Raw genomic sequence first — 19,261 nt, 5'->3', positions numbered from 1 at the left:
CTCATTATTATCTCCGATGATTCACTTTTACTTCCTCAATCCGCGTATGTGCCAGTTGGGGGTGCGGAATGTGGGGTGAAACCTGCATCCGTAAAGAAAAGTCAAACTAAATCTAGAAAACTGGATGTTGTCTGAATCTTAACTCTGGTGGAAATTCGTTGATATCGGTATGGTCTTTAACCTTGACCGAGTAATTCGTCATTGCAACACCATCAATGTAGGGAGAACTATCGATCGGATTTGAGCCAAGCTGTTTAACACTGACTGGAACCCCAGCTAGTTCACATTGTTGAACGATCGAGCGCAACCAATCCAGATGACAGGGACGGGCATCGCTGCGTTTTTGGGCTGATTCTCCGCCACAAATAACCCAATTTACCATCGGTTTTCCAATTCGATGATCGCCTCGAAACTCGCAGGTCTGGCAGCCGACACAAATACCGAGATATTTTCGCAAATCGACCCGTTCTAATAATGGTTCACAGCTAATGAACCGGATGTGGGCTGCTGTATTTCTTACATCAAGGATGCGATCGGCTACTTCCTGGTTTTCGACACTGGTTCCAATCCAAAGATTCTTGAGCGGAAATTGCAGATTATCAAAGTATTCTCGAAGAAGTGGCAGCGGCCGCCATAGTCGTTTGGGAATTTTGTCTTCCTTCCAAAAATGTTTTGCTGCTTCGTAGAGACAATCGCTAGTGAGATTTTTGATGTAGTGCTTTATCGCTTTCGGTCGCTTGCTTAATATTTGAAATTGATGTTCGCTTGCGATCGACATTACTGCAAAAATTTGGTCAAGCTCATCTCGTTTGACATTATGATGTCCGGGGTCACTCATTGAAGGGAAAACTAGCTGAGGATTTTTCCATCCAAATGGTTTGAGTAATGCAGACGGAACAAAGACGATTGTACCGTCCCATTTAGCAGCTTCTTGATATTGGGGGAATTGTTGCAGTCTCGCTGATTGAGCCAGCATTTTTGCATAACATCTGTCGCAACCAGGACTAATTTGTTCGCAACCAACGATTGGATTCCACGTCTCATTCGTCCAGGAAATCTTAGTAGGCATAATTTTCTCCTTGATTAGTTGGTTTGACTGAATTAAAAAAAGCTGGGGATTTCTCCCCAACTTTCAGAATTATTTACCTTTGAGCTGCTTAGTCTCTGTTACTGGAACAGCAATGTCTGCAACTGGAGCTGTTGCACCGCCCAAACACATCTGCTGATTTTCAACTAAGCGAGGGTCGCTACAGTAATCAATCCCGGATTGTTTCATCTCATAAATCTGACGGACAACTTTCAGAGCTGCCTCGTCGAGAGCGCAGGAAGGAGGACGTAGGGTGGTTGCCACATAGTAAAATGGCCCATGTTTTCCCTCTGTGAGGGTCAATTGGAATCGGAAAATATTGGAGAAATAAGCTTCCGAAGCTTTGCTCCTCGCATATTCGTTGTGGTCGCCCTGCATCCCCTCCTCAACCCAGGAATTGAAAGCCGATCGACTGAACACTTCTATCAAACCCTTCATCCTGTCCTGAGACTGGCGATGAATCAAGAAAGTTGAGAGTTCACTGCATTTCTCATGGAAGAAGGTTTTCATCTCACCTGCGACTGGGATACCCCAGACTTCGGTAAATTGCTCATTGATGTAATGAGGTTCAAATGTCAGCGTTTTGCTATCGATCGCACACACCGCCATTTCTACAAAGTCGCCACGGGTTAAACCCGCTTTTTCTGCTTTACTGACATTCATGCCTTTGGTATCGCCTGTTACAAAAAAACCGAAATCTTTACCGCAAGATGCGCGATATCGGCTAGCGATACCAGGAATTCTGAATGCAAATCCGTTCATCATTATTACGTTCATGATTTTAGTCCTGAGTAAGTGTTTGAGATGAGTTTCTGTTTCTGTTTTTGTTTTTGTTTCTGTTTTTACCAATGGTAAAAAAGAATCAAAACCTTAAAGCGAAGCACTACGATCGCTTTGAATCTATCTATTAACTTTACCGCAGTTTCCCATTGCTTTCCCATTGCTTTCAACACTGGCAAAGCAATGGGAAACTGTCAAGTTAAATGACTATTTGGTTCAATCTTTCATCTTGGCAGAAATCTATTGCAGAGTGGAGGATATCCTCAGCAGCTTCTAAAGCATACTTTTCGTTAACATTGACAGGATTGCGAGGAAAAGCGTTTACCATGAAGCCTTTCCCTACATCAGTCTTAAATGGAACAAAACCTAATTCATAAATGTTGCCAGGTTCGTAGCTTGCGGGCGCGGAGCGCATCGGTAGGAAATCACGCTTTACTGTGACGAAAGTTGAAAGCGTTCCCCCAGAATCATTAAGGACAAATCCCCATATTTCTGTTATTGGCAATCGAGCAAGTACCGAATCGATCGTCAAAGTTAGATGATTTATCTTTATGATTGCCATATTCAGCGAAGGAAATTCTTGACCTTCTAAAACAAAGTAACCTTTGACTCGATTTTCTTTGTAGCGGACAAATGGCTCTACCTGGAAACTGGATTCATTGATTCTGATTATTGTCATTGTACAAATACCTTAGAATTGAATTTTCGTCGAATCAATAACCTAAAGCGAAGCATTTTAATGAATACTATCGCTTTAGGTTTATTTTAGCGTTTTAGGTAGTGAACATAAACCGCTAACCCTGGCACTTTATGCTCCGTTTTCTTAATGGCGATCGCCCTTTGTTTCCGTAACGTTTCTAAGTACACAGAAGTGAGAAACGCTTCATGTTTTGCTTCTGCTTCTGTCAGCATTTCTTGCAAATCATTAATGTAAGCTTGGCTAGTTTTGATGGCGGTTGCGTTCGATCGACACAGTTTCTCGTATTCGCGATTGATGTCTTCATCCAATCGGGTAACGCTAAGGTTTTTGTCATCGTACCGAGTTCGGAGCTGGACAACGATTTTGGCATTGTTATCGTTATAGACAACGTTTTTGCGAGAGTTTTCAGATTCCATAATCTCGAAAGCTTCGATAATCGCATCAGGTTCGATCGCATCTGATTCAACTTTTAATCTTTCAATTTGATTGCGAATTTCAGCAATCCGTTTCAAATGTGGTGTGGGAATCTGGGGAATATCCATGTTACAATTTTGTCGGTAAATACGGTGGATTCCGTGGACATAGAAACAGAATTGTGGTCTGTTTCTACTGTTTCTATGTCAACGGATTTTTTAACTGTTCTTGGCTACCAGTGACTACCAATCCAGTGCTGCTACGGCTGCTTGTTCAGGAGTGCCCTCAAAAGCATCTTCAAGTTGGGATAGTTGATGGTAAGTAGCAACTAATTCAGTAGCAGCTAACTCAGCATTATATTGAGCACCTTGTTCTTCACAAATAGGTTCCCTGTCGTACTCTTCCTCTGGAAAGAAGGAACCATCAAGCTCAGGTAAATGACGCTCAAAATGTTTAAAATCCCGATGGATAAACCATTCGGGCTGGAGTTCGATCGACTCAAGATGATTCTCAATCCATTTGAGGAAAGCAAACTTAACTTGCTCAGCCGTGAATGGTGCGGAATGTTGGCAATCAAGTGCTTGGAGTCGATCGACAATTTCATCCAGATTAATCAGTTTGCCGATCGCTTCTTCAAGAAGTCTGTCCGAAGCTTTCCAGGGAATCTGTGCATTGAACTCTACAGTTCTCGTATCTGGAATGTCGATGTGTGGTAAACTTGATGTGGAAGAAGTGGAAGATGGTAGAATCGACATAGTTGTTACTTCGATAAAGAATCAGTACCCCAAAGCGAAGCATTCACGAGGGGTACTTTTTGTGGGAATTTCTTCACTTGTTCAGAGTGAAGGTAAATTAATTCGGAAAACCGTAGCTTCAGCTTCAACGACGTTGTAAATATCGTTGCTCATGTGTTCAATTTTGGCTTTAAACCAACGCACAAACGCTAATTTAACATCGGAATCGTTGTCCACCTGACAGTCACAGATGCAGCGAAATTTAAGCGTTTCTACGATCGCATCAATATTGACTATCTTTTCAATTAGTAAAAGATAGTCGATGTCTTCTTCTGACCAAGTTTGCGGTGTCCTTGCTGAGTGGTTTTGCATTTAGAGACATAAACAAAAACAGAACACTCCCTTACAGCGAAGCATTATTTTGTTTTGTTTCTGTTGCTTATGTTGTGGCTGTAGGAGCTAGAGAAAAGCTTAAGAAGTCAGCTTATTCTCTAGCTAAAAAAGTAAAGATTACCACTCAATACGGCTTATCTGTGCCTCGGACATAAATCGACCGTCGCTAAACTCGTAAATCCAGCCAGTGGGAATTACGGGAGCTTCGTCTGGTATATAATGTCTAGAAATGATGTAGCCGTTGATGCTGTATTCTGGGAGTGGGATTGACCATTCGGCTCCAGTATTCCACTCAAGGGAGCGGTAATCTTGGATTTCAGTTTTTTCAATCAACATAAACAATTCTCGGTAAAGTAAACAACACTTCCTCATTGCGAAGCACCTTTACGAGAGACTTTGCTATTCAAATTCCCAGTAACAATAATGCTACCGGGAACAATGTTAATTCTGAATTTCTGTTACTGGGATTGAACCTGAGATTGAGCCTGAGCCAAAGAGTTTAACAGGTAAAGTAAACTGCCAGCACCAACCGCTGTGTAGGTAGTTGGAGTCAGATCGGACGATCGTTTGATGAGATAAATTCCGTCAGAAATTCGTTCGCAAGTTTCGATGTCGCCACGTTCAATGGCAGCATCGGCTAGCTTTTTGATTCGACCGTGGATGTGTTGGGTGATTTTCTTTTTTGATTTCATGTCGCTAAAAAAGGTTTAGTTGTTGATAGGCGGGTTCAATGATTACGAACTCGGATTTAGCTGGGATGTACTGATAAATGAGGAGATTGCGATCGCGTGCCATCTTGAAAGTTGTGGCAGTTCCGCCCCCAACGCCGTGAGGATCGCCGGAGAAAACTGCTAGGCAAATATCCGATCGTTTTACCATCCACTGATTGCGAGCTTGCATAACACCAGGGCTGTACTCGTCATAAAAGCATACTCGTTTAGTTGCCTGATCCAAAAGTTTCTTGTAATGGCTTTGTTGATGCGGTTTCCATAGCTTATGCTGATCAGCGCAAGGAATCACGGCTGTCCATTCGAGTTTACGCCGGACTAAAATCTCTGCTGCAATTTGGTCAGTGCCGAGTGCCATTCCACACAAGAATTTAGTCACACCTTGATTGATTGCCATTGTGATAAGTTTATCGATCGGAATGTTGTAATCAAACCAGCGATGACCCGTAATCATTGCTGTGTTGTACTCTTTTTCGTCAAATGGTTCAGAGAATTTGTACTGAATTTCACGATTCAGAGTTCGATTGACTCGCTGAAGTAACGCTGGAATTTTGCTTGCTGCCATGAGTTGTTACCTTGAAAAAGAATCAACAACTCACAGCGAAGCATTACTTTAGTTTATCTGAAACTATCCAATTAATACACTTAACAACGACATCACCATGACAATCTAATGGCTTGCAGTAACAAATAAGTTTGATTGTTTCTCCATTGTTAACTCTATGGGCGATCGAAAATAATTCCTTGTAAGTGTCATTGGGATTATTGTGACCCATCACTATTCTCTTCCATAGCCATTTTCTGTAAAGTGCTATTACTTCGGCTCGATTTCCGTCTACACCAATTTTGTAAGGATTAGCTAAAGGACTTGATTCTAGTCCGAGAGATTTATTGGCTCTACCAATATAGATTTTATTTTCACCAACAAAACCATGTTGTTTACCGTTCACTACTTCAATCATAAAAACCTCAAATTAGATAAAAAAGCTAATAGAATTGCTGAAGTTATCAGCAGTTCTATTAGCAGTGGCTAGTACACTTGGCGGAAGGTGAGGTTGAGTCTGCCGTGGTTTTTCAGCAAGTTAGAAGTTCCTGGGAGTATCTTCTTTACTGCGTGAAAAGCTAGTCGGCTTTTGCCATGCAGGATCAGTGCGTCGCCCGCTCGGAGGATCAGCTCCGTTGTTGGATCTTTCCTGTTGTTGCCACCGATGCTGAAGATGCAGTCGTCACCAAGCGAGATCGAAATTATGCAGGGCTTGAGGTTGTGCTCTGTGTTGTCTTGGTGCAAGCCTAGTCTGCTTTTGGTGCTGGCAGCGTAGAAGTTGATCAGGCAGGTTTCGGGCTGGTAGTCAGGCTCGTCTACTAGGATGGCTAGTTTTCGAGCAATCTCGGTTAATTCAGCAGGCATTGCAGCAAAGGGCTTGTTGCTTTCAGGGTTTAGCTTAGAGTAGCGATAGCCTTTGCGATCCGAGATCCAGCCTACTTGTCCGCAGCTAGTTTGGCTGCAATTGTAGCGAGCGCCGTTGGGCATTGTAGGAGTAGTCATCCCACCGTTAATGGCGGCTATGTTTCGAGCAAGTTCAAGGAGTTCTTCCTGTTGGGCGATCGTGAAGTAGTTCTGGAGATGCAGCATTAGTATGAAAAGAATTAGGTCGGCTCTCTATCGCGAAGCGCACCTCACCAATAACTTCCTGGTGCTTTCTGTGTTTACGAAAAGAGTTGGCGGCTTTAAAAAAAAATCCCTAGCTGATGCTAGAGATTTTCTTTTACTTTATTTGCAATCCTTATCAGTTCGGATTACTACTTCGCCAAGATTGCCAGCAGTTCCGCCTCTAACTAAGCAAAATCGCTTTCTAGTCCAGGGGTGGCTAAAGGTTATAGTTCCATGCTGGCCGTAGCTACCACCAATTCCGCTGTTAGTTTCGCTACTCCAGCTAATCAAGGTTGCTCGATCGCTACCAGCTTTACCTGCTACTTTCGCATCAATGCCTCTAAAGGTTGATTTGATGTTTATACCGCTGGGTAGTAGAATTTTAGCTCCGCAAATTCCACTTAAGCATTCAGAAATTGCTGGTTTTTCACCTGTATAGATGGCTACGCTTCGCACTTCACCATAGTTGATGATTGCATCGTATCTGCTTTGCTTAGCTGTTTGTACTAATTGCATATGGGCTGCTGTTACTTTTGCATACCCAATCAATGCTGTTCCACCCAAAAGTGAAATTGCTGCTAATTCACCAGCAATTACGATCGATACCAAAGTTTCAGTTAAATTAGCCATGAGAGATACCTAGATAAGGGTTAATGAGTTGCAAATTTACAACTCATTCTCTTATCGCGAAGCGCCCTCACCAACAAACTTCAATTGCTCTTTCTCTTAATTCCAAAGCCCCAATATCCCTGACAGATACTGAGGCTTTTCTTTGCTATCGATCGGTATCGCTAGAACTAAAATTCATCAGTTCTATTGTTGTATTCTTTCTTGTTGACATAATACTCCGATCGAATTTGCAACAATTCTTCAGGGGAATATCCAAAATGTTTGATGAATTCCAGGATTTCTGGCAGTAGCATTGAATGGATTTTGTACTCTAGCCATTCAACTTTGAAAAGCTCGTACAAATCTAAGCCTTTGAGATCAGTATCATTTTCAGCCTTGAACTGTGACCAAGCTAATATCCGAAAAGCATCTCGCAAGTTAGCTGCTTCTTTCTCTGATTTGGTCAAGATATTGATAGCCATGATAAACCTCTAGGTAAAGTACACAAAATCTAACTCAATCCCTAATAGCGAAGCCATACAAAACGGTTAACTTTTTGGTTGCTTCTTCCTTTAGTAAATTTTATCATTTGATCGGGAAATCAATGCTCGATCGATTGATAAATTGATGACAAATTGATGATAGAAAGTACAAACTCTCTATCATCAATTTAAGCTAAGTCACGCTAGAACGGTTCACTATCGTAGTCTGGTTCCGAAAAAGTATTATTGATATTAGCATTGGCATTACCAACATTGCTATTACCATTTGATGTTCTATTAGATTTGGTAGTTTTCTTGGCATAGTAACTCGATCGAATACCCAGCAATTCTGCCTCGGAAAACTCTAGATTTTTGGCAAAAGCGAGAAGATCCTCATAACCTTTATCATGAATATCTTCGGCTTGCCATTCCTTGTCAAAGACAGCATAACCACCATATTCGAGATTCTTGAGTGCTTCTTTGTTAGTAGCTTTGTATTCTTCCCAGGCAAGAATACGAAGGGCATCAATCAACAAACTACGCTTTTTGGCAGTTTTGGAAAGAAAAGTAATAGCCATGATGAAATTCCTTTGGTGTAATGGATTGTAGAAAAGATAGAAATCTACCTCAATTCCCTATCGCGAAGCGCCTCACAGATAGCTTTCTGGGTAAATTTCCTATCAAATTGAGTTTGAGGAGAGAAGAAAGGCTGCATACAAGAATTATGTCTCGTATGCAGCCTTTCTCTACCAATCGTAGCTTGCGGGCGCGTAGCGCATCGGTTCTACCATTTGCGATTGGTAGCCTTTCTTCTGGTTCAAAGTCCAGAGTACCAAGGAGAAGCGCTCTGGGGTCAATATTCGCGGTACTGAGTGGCTAAGCTTGCAGTTAAATTCGCAGATATCGCCATCGCTTAGCTTATGAAGTTTGCCATCGATCGCAAATTCAGCTTCACCAAGGTTTATGCTTACTGCTTTGGGCATTGCGTAGCCGTGATCTTTGTGAGGTCGGATTAAGCCGCTGCTGCCTCCTCTCAAAGAGCCGTGGTAGGTGAGTAAGCCTATGTTGCTGCCGGGGTAGATTCGTTGGCAGAAGTTATAGAGTCGATCGTCAAAGTAAGCTGCTTTTACTTTGCCGTTGCCTAGATGTACTTCGTTGAAAAGCCAAAGCTCTAATCGCCGAGTGGTCAGCGTCGAGTGGCTAGTCTTCATTAAAGAAATTAAACTCCGGCAGTAATCCCGAAAAAGTTCAAGGTTCGGAATCTGTTTCTTTAGTTGTCTCATGGGGTTTGCCTCAAAAGTAAAGAACTGAGCATTCGCTCATTTCCCTATCGCAAAGCGCCCCTCACCGATAACTCCCGCTCTGGTTCTATTTCGATCGAATGAAACTGATGATGGAAAGATAAACTCTCCATCATCAATCAAGGTCAATGGTTAATTCTCAAGAAACATGGATGATGGATAAGGTTGTGCGATGCCGTAGTAACATTCTCTGATAGTCAACAGTTGTTCAATCGAGAAACCTCTTTCGGCTGCAAGTTCTGTGAGTTGAGCAAGATCCATCGATCGAATCTTACTCCGCATCCATCTTGTGTTAAACTTGGTGTAACGCTGGTCTAAATCTCCTCGGAGTCGGAGACTACTTTCAAAGACTTCCCACGCGAGCACACGGAAGGCATCACGCAAGCGTAAAGTTTCCTGATCAGTTTCAGTTTGAATCATTTTTTGAAGAGATGTTGTAGAAGCCGTTTGAGTTGCTCAGGAGTAGTGATGGATGCCCGTACTGCATAAGGGAATAAGATATCAGACTCAGTTTCAATTTCTAAGCCTTTTAGACTGGACGGTAAGAAAGATACCTGAATAGAATTGGAACGAGGGCAGAGAACCAATTGATATCTCTTGTCCCCTTTGAGCTTGTAACCGATGTAGTCTTTCTTGTTGAATGCTATCAAAGGAGTATTGTTCAGTAGCCAGTCCTGGGCGATCGACAGTAAATTATCGCCACCTTCCATTATCTGAATGTTGGAGGAAATCAGTGTGGGTACACCATCTTTTACTTCAAATCTTTGCACCAAATCGTAAATTATTTTAGGCATCGTATCTCTCGCTAGATTATGGGAATTACAAAGTTCTCTCTACTGTAGTTTGCAGCAGAGAGAACTTAATGGAATTGCTACATTTTCTTGAGTTTTACAACGTCAGCAACAAACTCAGGAGTCAGCCCACGAATTTTGATTTCTAGTAGAAAACCCTGAATTCGTTTGGATTTGCGAGCTTCACTTTCTTTGGCATAAGTGTAACCGCCTACTTGAGAAACAATTCCTTTGACTTTTTCGCCATCAGCTTTCGATCGAACGCCAATGTAGGTAATGAACGAATCAAACCCAGAACTGGCATCGGGCATCTCTTGCCAATTGAACTGATTATTCGTTGTGCCGACAATGGTGATTCGATCGCTCAATTTTACTACAACGTAACTCCCGTGCGGTGATGTTTCCAATACTTCACCTTCAATGCCTGCGAAATTGACCTTTTCCATGATTCAGTTTCTCACTAAATAAATAACTCAACACTTCAAAGCGAAGCAAAACATTAACAACCTTAGAAACAGTTTCTTGATTTTGTTTTCTTGATTGCTAGTGTTTCTGATTCTCTGTATGTTGTAGTAGCAGAAACAGGGAATAGAACAAACGACTTGAAACGGGCTTGATGTTGAATCCTGTGCTGATTACCGATCCAATTAAACACCTTTTTGATATACTTAATCCGCAGATGTTGAAGATTGATGGAACCTTGCGAATATTCTTGCCACAATCCTTGCTGTTGAAGGTGCAGACACAAATAGAAAGCGTAATCTGGTAAAACTAAAACTGGACATTTGATGCCTGTGAGATAAGGCTGAAATTCCTTAACTGGTTCCCCTAACTTATGTGTGCTACCTTTATTTATCAGCCAGAAATCCGCTTCGGGGAAATTGTTTTTCACAATCCAGTCAAACAGTGATACGTTTTCCATTTCGTTTTGGGAATAACATCACTTCCCCAAAACGAAGTATTTTTATCTGTCTTTCTTCAATTTAACTCTCACATCTATAGCCTATGGGTACCTATATGTACCTGTACATAACGCACATGAGCATCACATAAGAAAAGCCAGAAACAGAAACGGGAGATGTTTCTATTTCTGACTTAAAAGTTAGATGGCGCTATAGATTTCCCAGGACAGAAGTTTTTCTGTAGTTCCTTGTTCAGTTTCAACAATATACTCAAAATACTGAGCAATGGTTACTGAAAGTACGATGGCGCGTTCGCGCCCCGCAAGCTACGACTTAACTGTAACTACCCCGCAAACTGTCAAATAACGGCTACCGACATGGATTCGATCGTCATTCTGACACAGCGGGAGTTCGCAAGAGAAAGGATATTCCTTCTTGCCATCTACGAAAACATAGACACCGCCTCGCCAAACCAAATTCTGGCTAACTGGCAAATCAAAGTGAGACTGGTCTGGACGATTCAGACACGCAACTATCTTCTTTCCTGTTGGTGTAACTGTAACTAAACTCATCTCAAAACTCCCTGCGGAAAAACTCACGTCTTACCGCAAAGCGTCTTAACACTTAAATTAACAGTTAAACTCAGCTTCTACCCCTGATACTGTTTCTGTTACTGTTTCTGTTACGGTAACAATTTCTGTTTTTGTTTCTGTTAACGCTTCTGAAGGTGGAGAGTTTTTCCAAGGATCAAAGATTTCAGTATCCTGAAAAAGTTCTTGAGGACTGATGGTAGAGTTAGGACGTTTGAGGATGCCTTTATCTCGATAAACTTGTTGCTCATCCAAAACATACGCAACAAGTTCGCTACAAATCCATTTATCAGGGTTATCAAGCAGGTTGCTTAAGAGTTCCTCCAACTTTCCAGTCAGCAGCCGATCGAGCATCCGTCCAGCGAAACTGCCTGAGAGTCCCTGAGTTAAGATTGCGCCAAAATCGTAGTGCTTGCCGACTTCGAGACTGGCTTTGTGTGCGATCGCATTACCTACCGCATCGTTGAAAAGTATGGGTTTGCGGAAGAAGATTTGACAGTTAGGGTCATTGAAGTATTTGCTTAAGGTGCAAACTTTGACTTTGTTATTTATCTTGTCTGCTTCTATACATTCATCCTCATCGGTGACAATCAGAGTATGAGTTGTGTGGATATCACTGATGGTATCCCAACCTGTAAAATAAGCGATACCGATCGATGTTAAATCCGTTCCTTTGTTGAGAAATCCAATGTACCCAGTTTTATAATTTACTTCATAATCTGGGGCTAACTCTGTTACTTTAATTGCGGGTTTGTCAGCAGATTTCGTTGTAAACATGAAGGCTATACTCTAACTAACTTAGTTAAAGTATAGCAGTTTTTAACTGTTGATTATGTTCCCTATCTTCTACTCACATCGTAAGGAAAAGGCTGATTAGATTAATTTGAATTCAGACATAATTCTCCTTGATATTACGTTAAGGTTTGATGTTGCGGTATAATAGCGATGACAGCTTCTTACCTCCATATTTAATTCTGGTATCGCTGACAACCCTCGGCTTCTTACCAGGAAAGAAATTAATCAATTTCCTGGTACAGCCGAAATTCTAATTTAGAATCTGATTTGCCACATAATCAACGCATCTGGCGATAAGTTCAGCATGGGAACGATCAGAAATATAAATCAGCTTCAACTCACCGTTATCTCGGTAAGCATGAGCTAATTCCATAATCGTAGGCGTAAGCCGGGGCGTAGCCATCGAAAGATAGCTGAATCAGGGACGAAGTTAGGCTCATAGAAACCTTTTAATCTGGTTCTGAAATATCTCGGTAAATGCTTTTGGATTTGTTGCCATAGCATTTGTCGATATTCCTCAACCGAGAACTTACCTCGCCAAAGCGGAGAATTATCTAGTTGATCGTAGTGATATTTAATGCCTTCAGATACATTAAAAACTTCACGATCTAAATCGATCGCAAATTTCACTTTCTCAGTGGTAAATTTGTCGAAGTCAAACTTTTCTACGGTAATAGTCATGGTAGCTATAGGGATGAGAGATCGCTTTTTTATCGCGAAGCGACCCTCACCCGAAACTTCAACTACCTCCAATTCTGATTATTTTAGTTTTGCCTTTCGTTCGATGGATATTATCTCTGGTTCCGCGACTGTTGCCGTCCCAGAGAGCCAAACCGTAATCGCAAACTGAGCACATTGCTTTATCTCGATCGACATAACTACCCGCAATTCCCACCGTTCCATATCCCGTAGTATTTCTCGGTTTCCCGTTACCGTTCCACAATGCAAAGTAAACCTTAACGCTGAGGTAATTTGTTCGACGTAGATATTCTTGAACGAGCTTGTCTACACCTCCGGCATCACCAACGATGATAGAAAAGTTTAGCTCCATTATTCGATCGATTGATGGTAATCCAGCACTGATATCTTTGATTAACCGACTGCCAGAAATCATTACGATTTTAGTCATATTAGTCACAGTTGTTGATTAGAAACTACTTCTCAAACACGAAGTGAAAATGATACAATCAAAATAAACTCACTAATATAAAACTGAAATGCGTTGATTTGTATGCAAGCGATTAGTTTATTTTCAGGAATTGGAGGATTTGAGTTAGCAGCACAATTAGTTTTTGGCGAGCGATATCAAACATTTCAATTTGTAGAAATAAATCCTTATGCTCAAAAAGTCCTGCAATCCCACTTCCCTAATATCCCCATCTGGTCAGATATCAAAACGTATCATCCACCCAAACTCAGACAACTCGGCTTTCCTACGATGGTCATTGGCGGTTTTCCTTGCACAAATACATCAAACGCAGGAAAGAAAGAAGGATTGGCAGGCTCTGAATCAGGATTATGGTGGGAAATGTACAGAGTCATCGTTGAAGCCCAGCCAGATTTTGTCATTATTGAAAACCCAAAAGGAGTCATTCATAGAGGCTTGCGAACAATCTTGGGAGCTTTGCAAATGGCAGGATTTGACACAGAAATTGAAATCGTCAGCGCGTCGGAGTGCGGTGCGGTACACGAAAGACAGCGAGTTTTTATCGTTGCCTACCTGCACAACCTTAGCCTCCAGCAACGGAAAGGGTGGCAGGGCTGGTCAGAACAGATTGGAAGAAGTATTGAAATTGCAAGGTCGTTTACCAGCTACCCAGAAACTGAATCCAGAACTGTGTCTGTGGATGCTAGCGTTTCCCCTTACTTGGCTGGATTGCATTATGAAAACTGGTGGAGAATGAATCCGTCACCAGTCAGCCCAGGAGTAGAACCAAGGACTCCGGGGAGAGCACAGGCAATAACTCTGACGGGTTTATCAATCTGCATCCCACAAGCCACAGTTCCGCTGATGCGTCTCCAGTTCTTAGCTCACTTACTTTTAGGATGAAACTCATGGTTAGAAAGAAGAGAAAAATGAAACAGAAACCAAAAACATTTGATATGAGTTATGGTCGGACACTCAATCTACAGTGCATCATCGACAAATCACAACAGAGTGACGCTCATGGCATTTATTTAGAAATCGATCGAAGAAAAGACAAACAATATCGCCTAATCTCCGTTCATGCCAAAATCCTTGATGCGTGGAGAATTGCTTTGAATGGAAACTCGCTCTTAGAAAATTCCAGCTTCAGTTACTCAAAAAGCAACGATGAAATTACTCAAGAGTTCATCCATAATTTAGTCGAAGTTTATGGTGACTATGATTCAGATGACGCTGAGTATATGCCCAAGGGTGATAATCGAGTTATTTTACCGTGGCTCTTGTCTGGCGGAAAGATGGATGATGAGAATATCCCTGAAGGAATTACTATTGAAACCCTCAAACCTCCTGTGACCAAAAAATGGAAAATCTACCATCGGGAATGCAGCCATCCTGATTATGCTAATGGGATGTATGCGATTGGCACTTCAGACACGGATGTTTTGCTGATTCAAGACACCGAAATGGTAGTGATTAGCAATGCTTACATCCTTGCTGCTTATGTTGCCGATTATTTGAATGATACCGACCACAGCGAAAGATACTTGGCTCAGGTGGAAGTCGATCGACTTTATGCAGAGGCACAAAGCATTTTCTCGGTTTCTATCCAAAATGTTAATCTCAACTAATCACAAAGATAAAACCTGCTGAAATTCTTTGAGAACATATCTCAAAAACTTGGGATTCCGACTCAGAAGTTTTAAGAACTTGTCAGGCAGACAAGTAAATCCTTGCCGAGTCAGTTCCTCAACCAGAAAGAACACAGCATATCCCAAGTAAAAGAGTTTGGGGGCTATGTCACCTTCCGGCGTAAACCCTTCAGTGGATATGAACGAATTGTCTTTAGTATCGACATACTGAACTACATAGAGAACTCCGCCAGCACTCAGGTGTAAGGATTCTCTATTGTTTTCTTTCAGGTTTCCATTAGGTCGATCGAGCCTAAAGTCATAATACATTTCCCTAGTTAGATTCTTGATGTGTTCTAACTGTTGGGCTAGTCTTAGATTTTCGGCCTTTATCTGTAAATTCTGTATTAACAGTTCCGAGTTGTCGATCAATAATCCCGAATTAGCGACTGATAAACGTGCATATTCTCTCAATAAATCTGTGTATTCTGACATACTAATTTCGTAATTTATTTGCTATATTATACCAAATCATAAGTAACAACTGTTCAGAATAAACTGCTTCGCTAGGGGGTTTTGATGTCTATCTTTGTGAAAGTCTTATGGTTGCCGTACAAAATTCCACACAAACTCCAACAAAACCTGTAGTAAACATCCATTGCGATGGTGCTTGTTCAGGAAATCCAGGGCCCGGTGGCTGGGCTGCAATTCTCACAATTCCAGGTAAGCCAAATATAAAAGCAATTAGTGGTAAATCTGACACAACTACTACTAACAATCGCATGGAATTAACAGCAGCAATCGAAGGCTTAAAAGCTCTCAAGAAACCTTGCAAAGTTACACTGTTCTCGGATTCAACTTACGTCATTCATACAATGACAAAAAGTTGGAAGCGTAACGCAAACCAGGATTTGTGGGAAGAAATCGACAAGTTAGCAGAAGTTCATGAGGTAACATGGCTGTGGCTGTCGCGGAATTCAACTTCTGAGTTGAGTGAGTGCGATCGATTAGCCAAAGAACAAGTCATCAATTCACCTTAAAATCTCTCAAAAAGCATCTTTGGCAGTGCTTAATGTAGTGCTAAAGATGCTAAAATAGAGTCATTTGTAGTGGACAAAACCATGAGTCAATTTGATTATCTGCAACAACAACTGGCTAACAGTGTATGGGCAGGAAAGGAAATATTAAAAGTAGCGGATGTAGTGAATGAGGGGGTGGCGGGAGGAAAAGAGTGGTACTTTAGTCTGCCTCAAATCCAATTTATAATGAACACTCCAGTAATGGGAGGAATCAAAGGTTTACTAACGGCATCTCAAGATATAGGAGACACGGTACAGGATTGCTGCTTAGTATTTCTGGAAACGGTGAATGGAGTTAACCGTGCCTACAACAGCAAAGCATTCACGAACTTAGCAGGGAAAGGTCAGCAAGAATTATCAAGTCTCCTTCCGAGTACAAGACAGCGACTGATTTATGAAGCATCGGTGAGTGCGTACAACGAATCGCTGAATTTACCAGAGTTATCAGTAAAAATTGCAACGATCGAAGCTGAAATTCGAGCAATTCAATCAGGTGGACAACCAGCAGAAGAACAACTAAATACATGGAAAACTGAAGCAATTAGTAGAGTAGAGCAACTTAAGGCTGAGATTTTAGCAACGATCGAATCACTGACCGGGAATCCACGCCGGAACGCTCGCACACGTATCCGACGGGCCGAAGCGGGGCGCATCGCTATGACAACAGGCACAATTCCTAACATAATTGCTCACAATCCATACACCATCACCTCCCTCTACAATCACTCCATCAGTTCCATTTACCGTCATCCACCCGTGTTGAACACTGCATTAGTGCCGATCGCAGTGGGCGGTGCAGCTACGATTACAGGAGCAGTCGGTGTGCTTACCAGTATAGCAAGTTGGTTACTCAGTAGCTTTTTCTTGAAATCGTTCAATATTCCCGCAGTTTTGTTACCAGCTTTGACGAATACAGTGGTGTCGATCGTACTCAAATTATCAGGAAGTGCTGGCGGTGCTGAAGCAGTTCGTTATTTTGCAGCCTCGGCTCTGAAAGCTGGAGCAAGTCTGTTACCTAAGATTTTCGGAGTGACAGGAATGCAAGCAAGCGGATGGGCATATCTGATGGCTTGGGCTTTGCCTATAATTGGAGCTGCTGTCATCATTACCACCGCCATGAGAAACCGAACCGATCTCGCAGAATTCCTTTATGTTTTTGCTGATATTGGAGAAGCCACACCAAGAAAATTTAACTTGTCCGTAGCTCATATGTATGACACGAATCAAGTTGAAATTCTTGAACAGTTAAAAACCTTAGCAAAATCATTGATAGAAAGAGCTGTTGTGCCGATCGAAAGTATCATTGGAGTTGGATTAAACAGCAAAAGAGAATATATCATTGGCTATGATTTGATGCTGCCAGATAATCCCGTTCTGATTCCTAAAGACGAGATTCAAACCAGGTTAGGGACTGATAAAGTTGCTAGAATAACATCAGGAAAATTCTTTTTTACTGATTGATATGCCGACGGATTACCAATTACAATATTCCTGGGTTGACGAGAGCCTAGGACAAATACAAACGACTGCCATCTGGTCGGTTTGGGATTGTGTTACCAAACAATGGTCAAACACTCCTAAAGTGACTCTTAGAAATACTCTCCTTTCTGGCTGGCATCAAGATGCTGGTCGAGAGCGTTTTTGCATTGGAGAAGTCCCCGAAGATACCAAAGATGCCTCTCTTTTAAACCCTTTTGTAGCTAATAAGAACGATCGATACACATTAGACTTAGCCAGCAACTCTCGCAACCACGGACGCTTTACTTTTAATCTGGCTCCGATCGGTTCTAACTATTATGGAACCAAAGGTAGTGAGCAATGGAAGAGAATAATTTACGGCAGCATCATGCACACCGGATGCAAACTATTAGTCGGTCGCGAGTTCAGTTTTATTATTGTTGATGACACCAAAAAAGATGAGAATGGAAACCCCCAAGATGACCCCACAAATGGAAGACACTGGAATAGCGGAGATAGTCATGGCAAAGCTTCCAAGGAATTTATGCGAATACTTGGAACAGGTGATGTTCACTTGCCAAATGACGAAGGAATTCCCCTTCAGTTTCGGATTGCATCGTTTAAGAAATGGGTAGCAAAGGGGACGATCGCCTACAATCCAGAACTAGACGACTCTGGCTATGATTTAGTCATTCCTTGGAGTTCTCTAAAAGGTAATAAACCAGCCCTCGGAAACTACAAAGAGAAACTGTTGTGCGGACTGGTCTTTGAAGCCGAGTAGCGCACTGCCAAAGCAGGTTGGATGCTATTCCAATGGTTCAAATTTGAAACTCTGGAACAAGACAAAATTATTAGCCGACTCCGAGCCAAATGTGAAAAGCTAGTAGCAGCAACTAACTCAATTCAAGCTCTCGCTAAAGAGTTAAGAATCCATCAGTTTGAAGCAGAACAGGAGCGCGAACAGGGGGAAAGCATTCAGTCAGAGGCAGAGTATGTAAACACAGCAATGGAGATAATTAAATATGACATAAAAGGTAGACTATTGTTGCATCCATATATCACAGGGAAAGTAGCAGAAAGACTGCGAGCAGTTTGGTTGAATTTAGCAAAGGCTGCGGGGGTTCGTTTCTGGTCACTGATGTCGCAACCGGATGAATATTTCCAAAAATATGAAAGTACCAGTAACGGAAAAACTACTTTTACAGAGAAAGTTTTCTGTGCACCTGGGATGGCTCCTGGCGAGTACATCGTATTTTGCAACCCCATGAGGCATTGGGGCGATTGCCAACTCTGGATTAATCGCCATGAGGGAACCTATGCCACAGGTTCAGGATTGATGGCAGCATCGACCAAACTCATGCTGAATTTGGGGAGAGATTTTGACGGCGATTTTGTTCAACTGATTCGATCGAAAGAATATCCCGCACTCCGAGATGCGATCGCCAACTTTGACAAACCGCCCGAAGTCGAAAAACTTCCCAAAATGGCACTGCCGGGAACTTTGCAACAGGTAGCCATCAATTCGATGAATGACAGCACCGGGATTGTGGCTTCACTTCTCGGTCGCGCCAGAGGTGCAGGTGCTGAAAATATCGTTCTCAATATCCCACCAGGAGGAATGCAAACCGAGCCAAAAGAAATGGCAATTATCAATTTCCTGAGCCAGGAATTGCAGATCGCCGTAGACTCGCTGAAGTCGGCATATCCTAACAATGACAAGGGTTTACAGGCAGTTACCGATTATCTCAACAGTCTGGGAGATGCAGGTAAAATTCCGTGGCTCAAAGACTTTAAAGAAAAGGATGTTTACCTAAGCCGACCCTGTGCCGTTGCCGATGATGCGATCGATACCATCTCTCGACTCGTCAAAGTTGTCAATTCATACTGGCGACCAGCTCAGCTAGAAACTAATATTGATAAGTAGTTAAGCAAAATTAATTACATAATTATCTCCAAATTCTTTAAGAATTTTTTCTACAGATGAAACAAGAG

30 protein-coding genes are annotated in these 19,261 nt (G+C 42.0%); 6 read left to right on the top strand and 24 right to left on the bottom strand.

Annotated elements, in window-relative coordinates:
- Window positions 1-112 precede the first annotated feature (112 nt).
- From QUB11_RS28575 to QUB11_RS28465, 23 genes are all read right to left on the bottom strand, one after another.
- Window positions 113-1,069: a DUF5131 family protein gene (locus QUB11_RS28575; protein ID WP_333201164.1), complete on the bottom strand. Its 957-nt coding sequence runs from the start codon at window positions 1,067-1,069 to the stop codon at window positions 113-115.
- Window positions 1,070-1,138: 69 nt separating this feature from the next.
- A complete protein-coding gene (locus QUB11_RS28570; protein ID WP_333392331.1) occupies window positions 1,139-1,864 on the bottom strand; it encodes a hypothetical protein in 726 nt (241 codons plus the stop codon).
- 202 nt (window positions 1,865-2,066) lie between these two features.
- A complete protein-coding gene (locus QUB11_RS28565; RefSeq protein ID WP_333201167.1) occupies window positions 2,067-2,546 on the bottom strand; it encodes a hypothetical protein in 480 nt (159 codons plus the stop codon).
- Between the two features lie 86 nt (window positions 2,547-2,632).
- Entirely contained in the window at window positions 2,633-3,109 is a 477-nt protein-coding gene (locus QUB11_RS28560) for a hypothetical protein (RefSeq protein ID WP_333152863.1), read from the bottom strand.
- 114 nt (window positions 3,110-3,223) lie between these two features.
- Window positions 3,224-3,736 carry a hypothetical protein gene (locus QUB11_RS28555; protein WP_333152861.1) on the bottom strand — a complete coding sequence of 171 codons (513 nt, stop codon included), beginning with the start codon at window positions 3,734-3,736 and terminating at the stop codon, window positions 3,224-3,226.
- 81 nt (window positions 3,737-3,817) lie between these two features.
- Window positions 3,818-4,087, bottom strand: coding sequence for a hypothetical protein (locus QUB11_RS28550; RefSeq protein WP_333152859.1), 270 nt, complete (start codon window positions 4,085-4,087; stop codon window positions 3,818-3,820).
- A gap of 138 nt (window positions 4,088-4,225) precedes the next feature.
- Entirely contained in the window at window positions 4,226-4,444 is a 219-nt protein-coding gene (locus QUB11_RS28545; protein ID WP_333152857.1) for a hypothetical protein, read from the bottom strand.
- A gap of 122 nt (window positions 4,445-4,566) precedes the next feature.
- Window positions 4,567-4,800 (bottom strand): hypothetical protein, encoded by a 234-nt coding sequence (locus tag QUB11_RS28540; RefSeq protein ID WP_333152855.1) that lies wholly within the window; start codon window positions 4,798-4,800, stop codon window positions 4,567-4,569.
- A gap of 4 nt (window positions 4,801-4,804) precedes the next feature.
- The gene (locus QUB11_RS28535; protein ID WP_333201169.1) at window positions 4,805-5,401 is read right to left on the bottom strand and encodes an SLOG family protein; all 597 of its coding nucleotides are present in this window, start codon (window positions 5,399-5,401) and stop codon (window positions 4,805-4,807) included.
- Window positions 5,402-5,444: 43 nt separating this feature from the next.
- On the bottom strand, window positions 5,445-5,798 hold the full coding sequence (locus tag QUB11_RS28530; RefSeq protein WP_333152851.1) for a DUF4326 domain-containing protein: 354 nt from the start codon (window positions 5,796-5,798) through the stop codon (window positions 5,445-5,447).
- A 68-nt stretch (window positions 5,799-5,866) separates the two neighbouring features.
- The gene (locus QUB11_RS28525) at window positions 5,867-6,469 is read right to left on the bottom strand and encodes an alpha-ketoglutarate-dependent dioxygenase AlkB (protein WP_333392329.1); all 603 of its coding nucleotides are present in this window, start codon (window positions 6,467-6,469) and stop codon (window positions 5,867-5,869) included.
- A gap of 138 nt (window positions 6,470-6,607) precedes the next feature.
- Window positions 6,608-7,117 (bottom strand): hypothetical protein, encoded by a 510-nt coding sequence (locus QUB11_RS28520; protein WP_333392327.1) that lies wholly within the window; start codon window positions 7,115-7,117, stop codon window positions 6,608-6,610.
- A gap of 167 nt (window positions 7,118-7,284) precedes the next feature.
- Window positions 7,285-7,578: a hypothetical protein gene (locus tag QUB11_RS28515; protein WP_333392325.1), complete on the bottom strand. Its 294-nt coding sequence runs from the start codon at window positions 7,576-7,578 to the stop codon at window positions 7,285-7,287.
- Between the two features lie 203 nt (window positions 7,579-7,781).
- Window positions 7,782-8,156 (bottom strand): hypothetical protein, encoded by a 375-nt coding sequence (locus QUB11_RS28510; RefSeq protein WP_333176283.1) that lies wholly within the window; start codon window positions 8,154-8,156, stop codon window positions 7,782-7,784.
- Between the two features lie 168 nt (window positions 8,157-8,324).
- Complete coding sequence (locus tag QUB11_RS28505; protein ID WP_333392323.1) at window positions 8,325-8,861, bottom strand: hypothetical protein; 537 nt, start codon at window positions 8,859-8,861, stop codon at window positions 8,325-8,327.
- Window positions 8,862-9,011: 150 nt separating this feature from the next.
- The gene (locus QUB11_RS28500) at window positions 9,012-9,299 is read right to left on the bottom strand and encodes a hypothetical protein (protein WP_333392321.1); all 288 of its coding nucleotides are present in this window, start codon (window positions 9,297-9,299) and stop codon (window positions 9,012-9,014) included.
- Window positions 9,296-9,673 (bottom strand): hypothetical protein, encoded by a 378-nt coding sequence (locus QUB11_RS28495; RefSeq protein WP_333392318.1) that lies wholly within the window; start codon window positions 9,671-9,673, stop codon window positions 9,296-9,298. The genes QUB11_RS28500 and QUB11_RS28495 overlap by 4 nt, the downstream gene beginning before the upstream one ends.
- A 77-nt stretch (window positions 9,674-9,750) precedes the next feature.
- Window positions 9,751-10,116, bottom strand: a complete 366-nt coding sequence (locus QUB11_RS28490) for a hypothetical protein (protein ID WP_333392316.1) — start codon at window positions 10,114-10,116, stop codon at window positions 9,751-9,753.
- Between the two features lie 62 nt (window positions 10,117-10,178).
- On the bottom strand, window positions 10,179-10,592 hold the full coding sequence (locus QUB11_RS28485; RefSeq protein WP_333152831.1) for a hypothetical protein: 414 nt from the start codon (window positions 10,590-10,592) through the stop codon (window positions 10,179-10,181).
- 306 nt (window positions 10,593-10,898) lie between these two features.
- On the bottom strand, window positions 10,899-11,144 hold the full coding sequence (locus tag QUB11_RS28480) for a hypothetical protein (protein ID WP_333392315.1): 246 nt from the start codon (window positions 11,142-11,144) through the stop codon (window positions 10,899-10,901).
- Between the two features lie 57 nt (window positions 11,145-11,201).
- Window positions 11,202-11,939 (bottom strand): hypothetical protein, encoded by a 738-nt coding sequence (locus QUB11_RS28475; protein ID WP_333392313.1) that lies wholly within the window; start codon window positions 11,937-11,939, stop codon window positions 11,202-11,204.
- A 381-nt stretch (window positions 11,940-12,320) separates the two neighbouring features.
- Entirely contained in the window at window positions 12,321-12,638 is a 318-nt protein-coding gene (locus QUB11_RS28470; RefSeq protein ID WP_333392312.1) for a hypothetical protein, read from the bottom strand.
- Window positions 12,639-12,696: 58 nt separating this feature from the next.
- On the bottom strand, window positions 12,697-13,086 hold the full coding sequence (locus QUB11_RS28465; protein WP_333392310.1) for a hypothetical protein: 390 nt from the start codon (window positions 13,084-13,086) through the stop codon (window positions 12,697-12,699).
- A 102-nt stretch (window positions 13,087-13,188) separates the two neighbouring features.
- Here QUB11_RS28465 and QUB11_RS28460 point away from each other — a divergent pair, with 102 nt between their 5' ends.
- Together QUB11_RS28460 and QUB11_RS28455 are read left to right on the top strand one after the other, a co-directional pair.
- Window positions 13,189-14,007: a DNA cytosine methyltransferase gene (locus QUB11_RS28460; RefSeq protein ID WP_333392308.1), complete on the top strand. Its 819-nt coding sequence runs from the start codon at window positions 13,189-13,191 to the stop codon at window positions 14,005-14,007.
- A gap of 26 nt (window positions 14,008-14,033) precedes the next feature.
- Complete coding sequence (locus QUB11_RS28455) at window positions 14,034-14,732, top strand: hypothetical protein (RefSeq protein ID WP_333392306.1); 699 nt, start codon at window positions 14,034-14,036, stop codon at window positions 14,730-14,732.
- Here the strand turns inward: QUB11_RS28455 and QUB11_RS28450 are convergent, their stop codons facing one another.
- Entirely contained in the window at window positions 14,733-15,227 is a 495-nt protein-coding gene (locus tag QUB11_RS28450) for a hypothetical protein (protein ID WP_333257455.1), read from the bottom strand. It lies immediately after the preceding gene.
- 107 nt (window positions 15,228-15,334) lie between these two features.
- Between QUB11_RS28450 and QUB11_RS28445 the strand changes: the two genes are divergently transcribed.
- The 4 genes from QUB11_RS28445 (at window position 15,335) to QUB11_RS28430 (ending at window position 19,193) form a co-directional block, all read left to right on the top strand.
- Window positions 15,335-15,772, top strand: a complete 438-nt coding sequence (locus QUB11_RS28445) for a ribonuclease H (RefSeq protein WP_333176308.1) — start codon at window positions 15,335-15,337, stop codon at window positions 15,770-15,772.
- An 81-nt stretch (window positions 15,773-15,853) separates the two neighbouring features.
- Window positions 15,854-17,272 (top strand): hypothetical protein, encoded by a 1,419-nt coding sequence (locus QUB11_RS28440; RefSeq protein WP_333392304.1) that lies wholly within the window; start codon window positions 15,854-15,856, stop codon window positions 17,270-17,272.
- A gap of 121 nt (window positions 17,273-17,393) precedes the next feature.
- On the top strand, window positions 17,394-18,050 hold the full coding sequence (locus QUB11_RS28435) for a hypothetical protein (RefSeq protein ID WP_333392302.1): 657 nt from the start codon (window positions 17,394-17,396) through the stop codon (window positions 18,048-18,050).
- Window positions 18,051-18,071: 21 nt separating this feature from the next.
- Entirely contained in the window at window positions 18,072-19,193 is a 1,122-nt protein-coding gene (locus QUB11_RS28430; protein ID WP_333392299.1) for a hypothetical protein, read from the top strand.
- Window positions 19,194-19,261: the final 68 nt, after the last annotated feature.

The sequence above is a fragment of the Microcoleus sp. B6-A1 genome (assembly GCF_036705085.1).
Lineage (GTDB): Bacteria > Cyanobacteriota > Cyanobacteriia > Cyanobacteriales > Microcoleaceae > Microcoleus.
This window is presented reverse-complemented; position numbering and strand designations above follow the sequence as displayed.

What these genes read in the sequence shown, in the direction of transcription:
- QUB11_RS28455 (WP_333392306.1), top strand. Translation starts at nt 14,034, where the DNA reads ATGAAACAGAAACCAAAAACATTTGATATGAGTTATGGTCGGACACTC.
- QUB11_RS28445 (WP_333176308.1), top strand. Translation starts at nt 15,335, where the DNA reads ATGGTTGCCGTACAAAATTCCACACAAACTCCAACAAAACCTGTAGTA.
- QUB11_RS28490 (WP_333392316.1), bottom strand. Translation starts at nt 10,116, where the DNA reads ATGGAAAAGGTCAATTTCGCAGGCATTGAAGGTGAAGTATTGGAAACA.
- QUB11_RS28555 (WP_333152861.1), bottom strand. Translation starts at nt 3,736, where the DNA reads ATGTCGATTCTACCATCTTCCACTTCTTCCACATCAAGTTTACCACAC.
- QUB11_RS28500 (WP_333392321.1), bottom strand. Translation starts at nt 9,299, where the DNA reads ATGATTCAAACTGAAACTGATCAGGAAACTTTACGCTTGCGTGATGCC.
- QUB11_RS28510 (WP_333176283.1), bottom strand. Translation starts at nt 8,156, where the DNA reads ATGGCTATTACTTTTCTTTCCAAAACTGCCAAAAAGCGTAGTTTGTTG.
- QUB11_RS28440 (WP_333392304.1), top strand. Translation starts at nt 15,854, where the DNA reads ATGAGTCAATTTGATTATCTGCAACAACAACTGGCTAACAGTGTATGG.
- QUB11_RS28520 (WP_333392327.1), bottom strand. Translation starts at nt 7,117, where the DNA reads ATGGCTAATTTAACTGAAACTTTGGTATCGATCGTAATTGCTGGTGAA.
- QUB11_RS28485 (WP_333152831.1), bottom strand. Translation starts at nt 10,592, where the DNA reads ATGGAAAACGTATCACTGTTTGACTGGATTGTGAAAAACAATTTCCCC.
- QUB11_RS28550 (WP_333152859.1), bottom strand. Translation starts at nt 4,087, where the DNA reads ATGCAAAACCACTCAGCAAGGACACCGCAAACTTGGTCAGAAGAAGAC.
- QUB11_RS28460 (WP_333392308.1), top strand. Translation starts at nt 13,189, where the DNA reads ATGCAAGCGATTAGTTTATTTTCAGGAATTGGAGGATTTGAGTTAGCA.
- QUB11_RS28450 (WP_333257455.1), bottom strand. Translation starts at nt 15,227, where the DNA reads ATGTCAGAATACACAGATTTATTGAGAGAATATGCACGTTTATCAGTC.
- QUB11_RS28465 (WP_333392310.1), bottom strand. Translation starts at nt 13,086, where the DNA reads ATGACTAAAATCGTAATGATTTCTGGCAGTCGGTTAATCAAAGATATC.
- QUB11_RS28535 (WP_333201169.1), bottom strand. Translation starts at nt 5,401, where the DNA reads ATGGCAGCAAGCAAAATTCCAGCGTTACTTCAGCGAGTCAATCGAACT.
- QUB11_RS28570 (WP_333392331.1), bottom strand. Translation starts at nt 1,864, where the DNA reads ATGAACGTAATAATGATGAACGGATTTGCATTCAGAATTCCTGGTATC.
- QUB11_RS28545 (WP_333152857.1), bottom strand. Translation starts at nt 4,444, where the DNA reads ATGTTGATTGAAAAAACTGAAATCCAAGATTACCGCTCCCTTGAGTGG.
- QUB11_RS28565 (WP_333201167.1), bottom strand. Translation starts at nt 2,546, where the DNA reads ATGACAATAATCAGAATCAATGAATCCAGTTTCCAGGTAGAGCCATTT.
- QUB11_RS28430 (WP_333392299.1), top strand. Translation starts at nt 18,072, where the DNA reads ATGCTATTCCAATGGTTCAAATTTGAAACTCTGGAACAAGACAAAATT.
- QUB11_RS28525 (WP_333392329.1), bottom strand. Translation starts at nt 6,469, where the DNA reads ATGCTGCATCTCCAGAACTACTTCACGATCGCCCAACAGGAAGAACTC.
- QUB11_RS28515 (WP_333392325.1), bottom strand. Translation starts at nt 7,578, where the DNA reads ATGGCTATCAATATCTTGACCAAATCAGAGAAAGAAGCAGCTAACTTG.
- QUB11_RS28575 (WP_333201164.1), bottom strand. Translation starts at nt 1,069, where the DNA reads ATGCCTACTAAGATTTCCTGGACGAATGAGACGTGGAATCCAATCGTT.
- QUB11_RS28480 (WP_333392315.1), bottom strand. Translation starts at nt 11,144, where the DNA reads ATGAGTTTAGTTACAGTTACACCAACAGGAAAGAAGATAGTTGCGTGT.
- QUB11_RS28540 (WP_333152855.1), bottom strand. Translation starts at nt 4,800, where the DNA reads ATGAAATCAAAAAAGAAAATCACCCAACACATCCACGGTCGAATCAAA.
- QUB11_RS28495 (WP_333392318.1), bottom strand. Translation starts at nt 9,673, where the DNA reads ATGCCTAAAATAATTTACGATTTGGTGCAAAGATTTGAAGTAAAAGAT.
- QUB11_RS28475 (WP_333392313.1), bottom strand. Translation starts at nt 11,939, where the DNA reads ATGTTTACAACGAAATCTGCTGACAAACCCGCAATTAAAGTAACAGAG.
- QUB11_RS28530 (WP_333152851.1), bottom strand. Translation starts at nt 5,798, where the DNA reads ATGATTGAAGTAGTGAACGGTAAACAACATGGTTTTGTTGGTGAAAAT.
- QUB11_RS28470 (WP_333392312.1), bottom strand. Translation starts at nt 12,638, where the DNA reads ATGACTATTACCGTAGAAAAGTTTGACTTCGACAAATTTACCACTGAG.
- QUB11_RS28560 (WP_333152863.1), bottom strand. Translation starts at nt 3,109, where the DNA reads ATGGATATTCCCCAGATTCCCACACCACATTTGAAACGGATTGCTGAA.
- QUB11_RS28505 (WP_333392323.1), bottom strand. Translation starts at nt 8,861, where the DNA reads ATGAGACAACTAAAGAAACAGATTCCGAACCTTGAACTTTTTCGGGAT.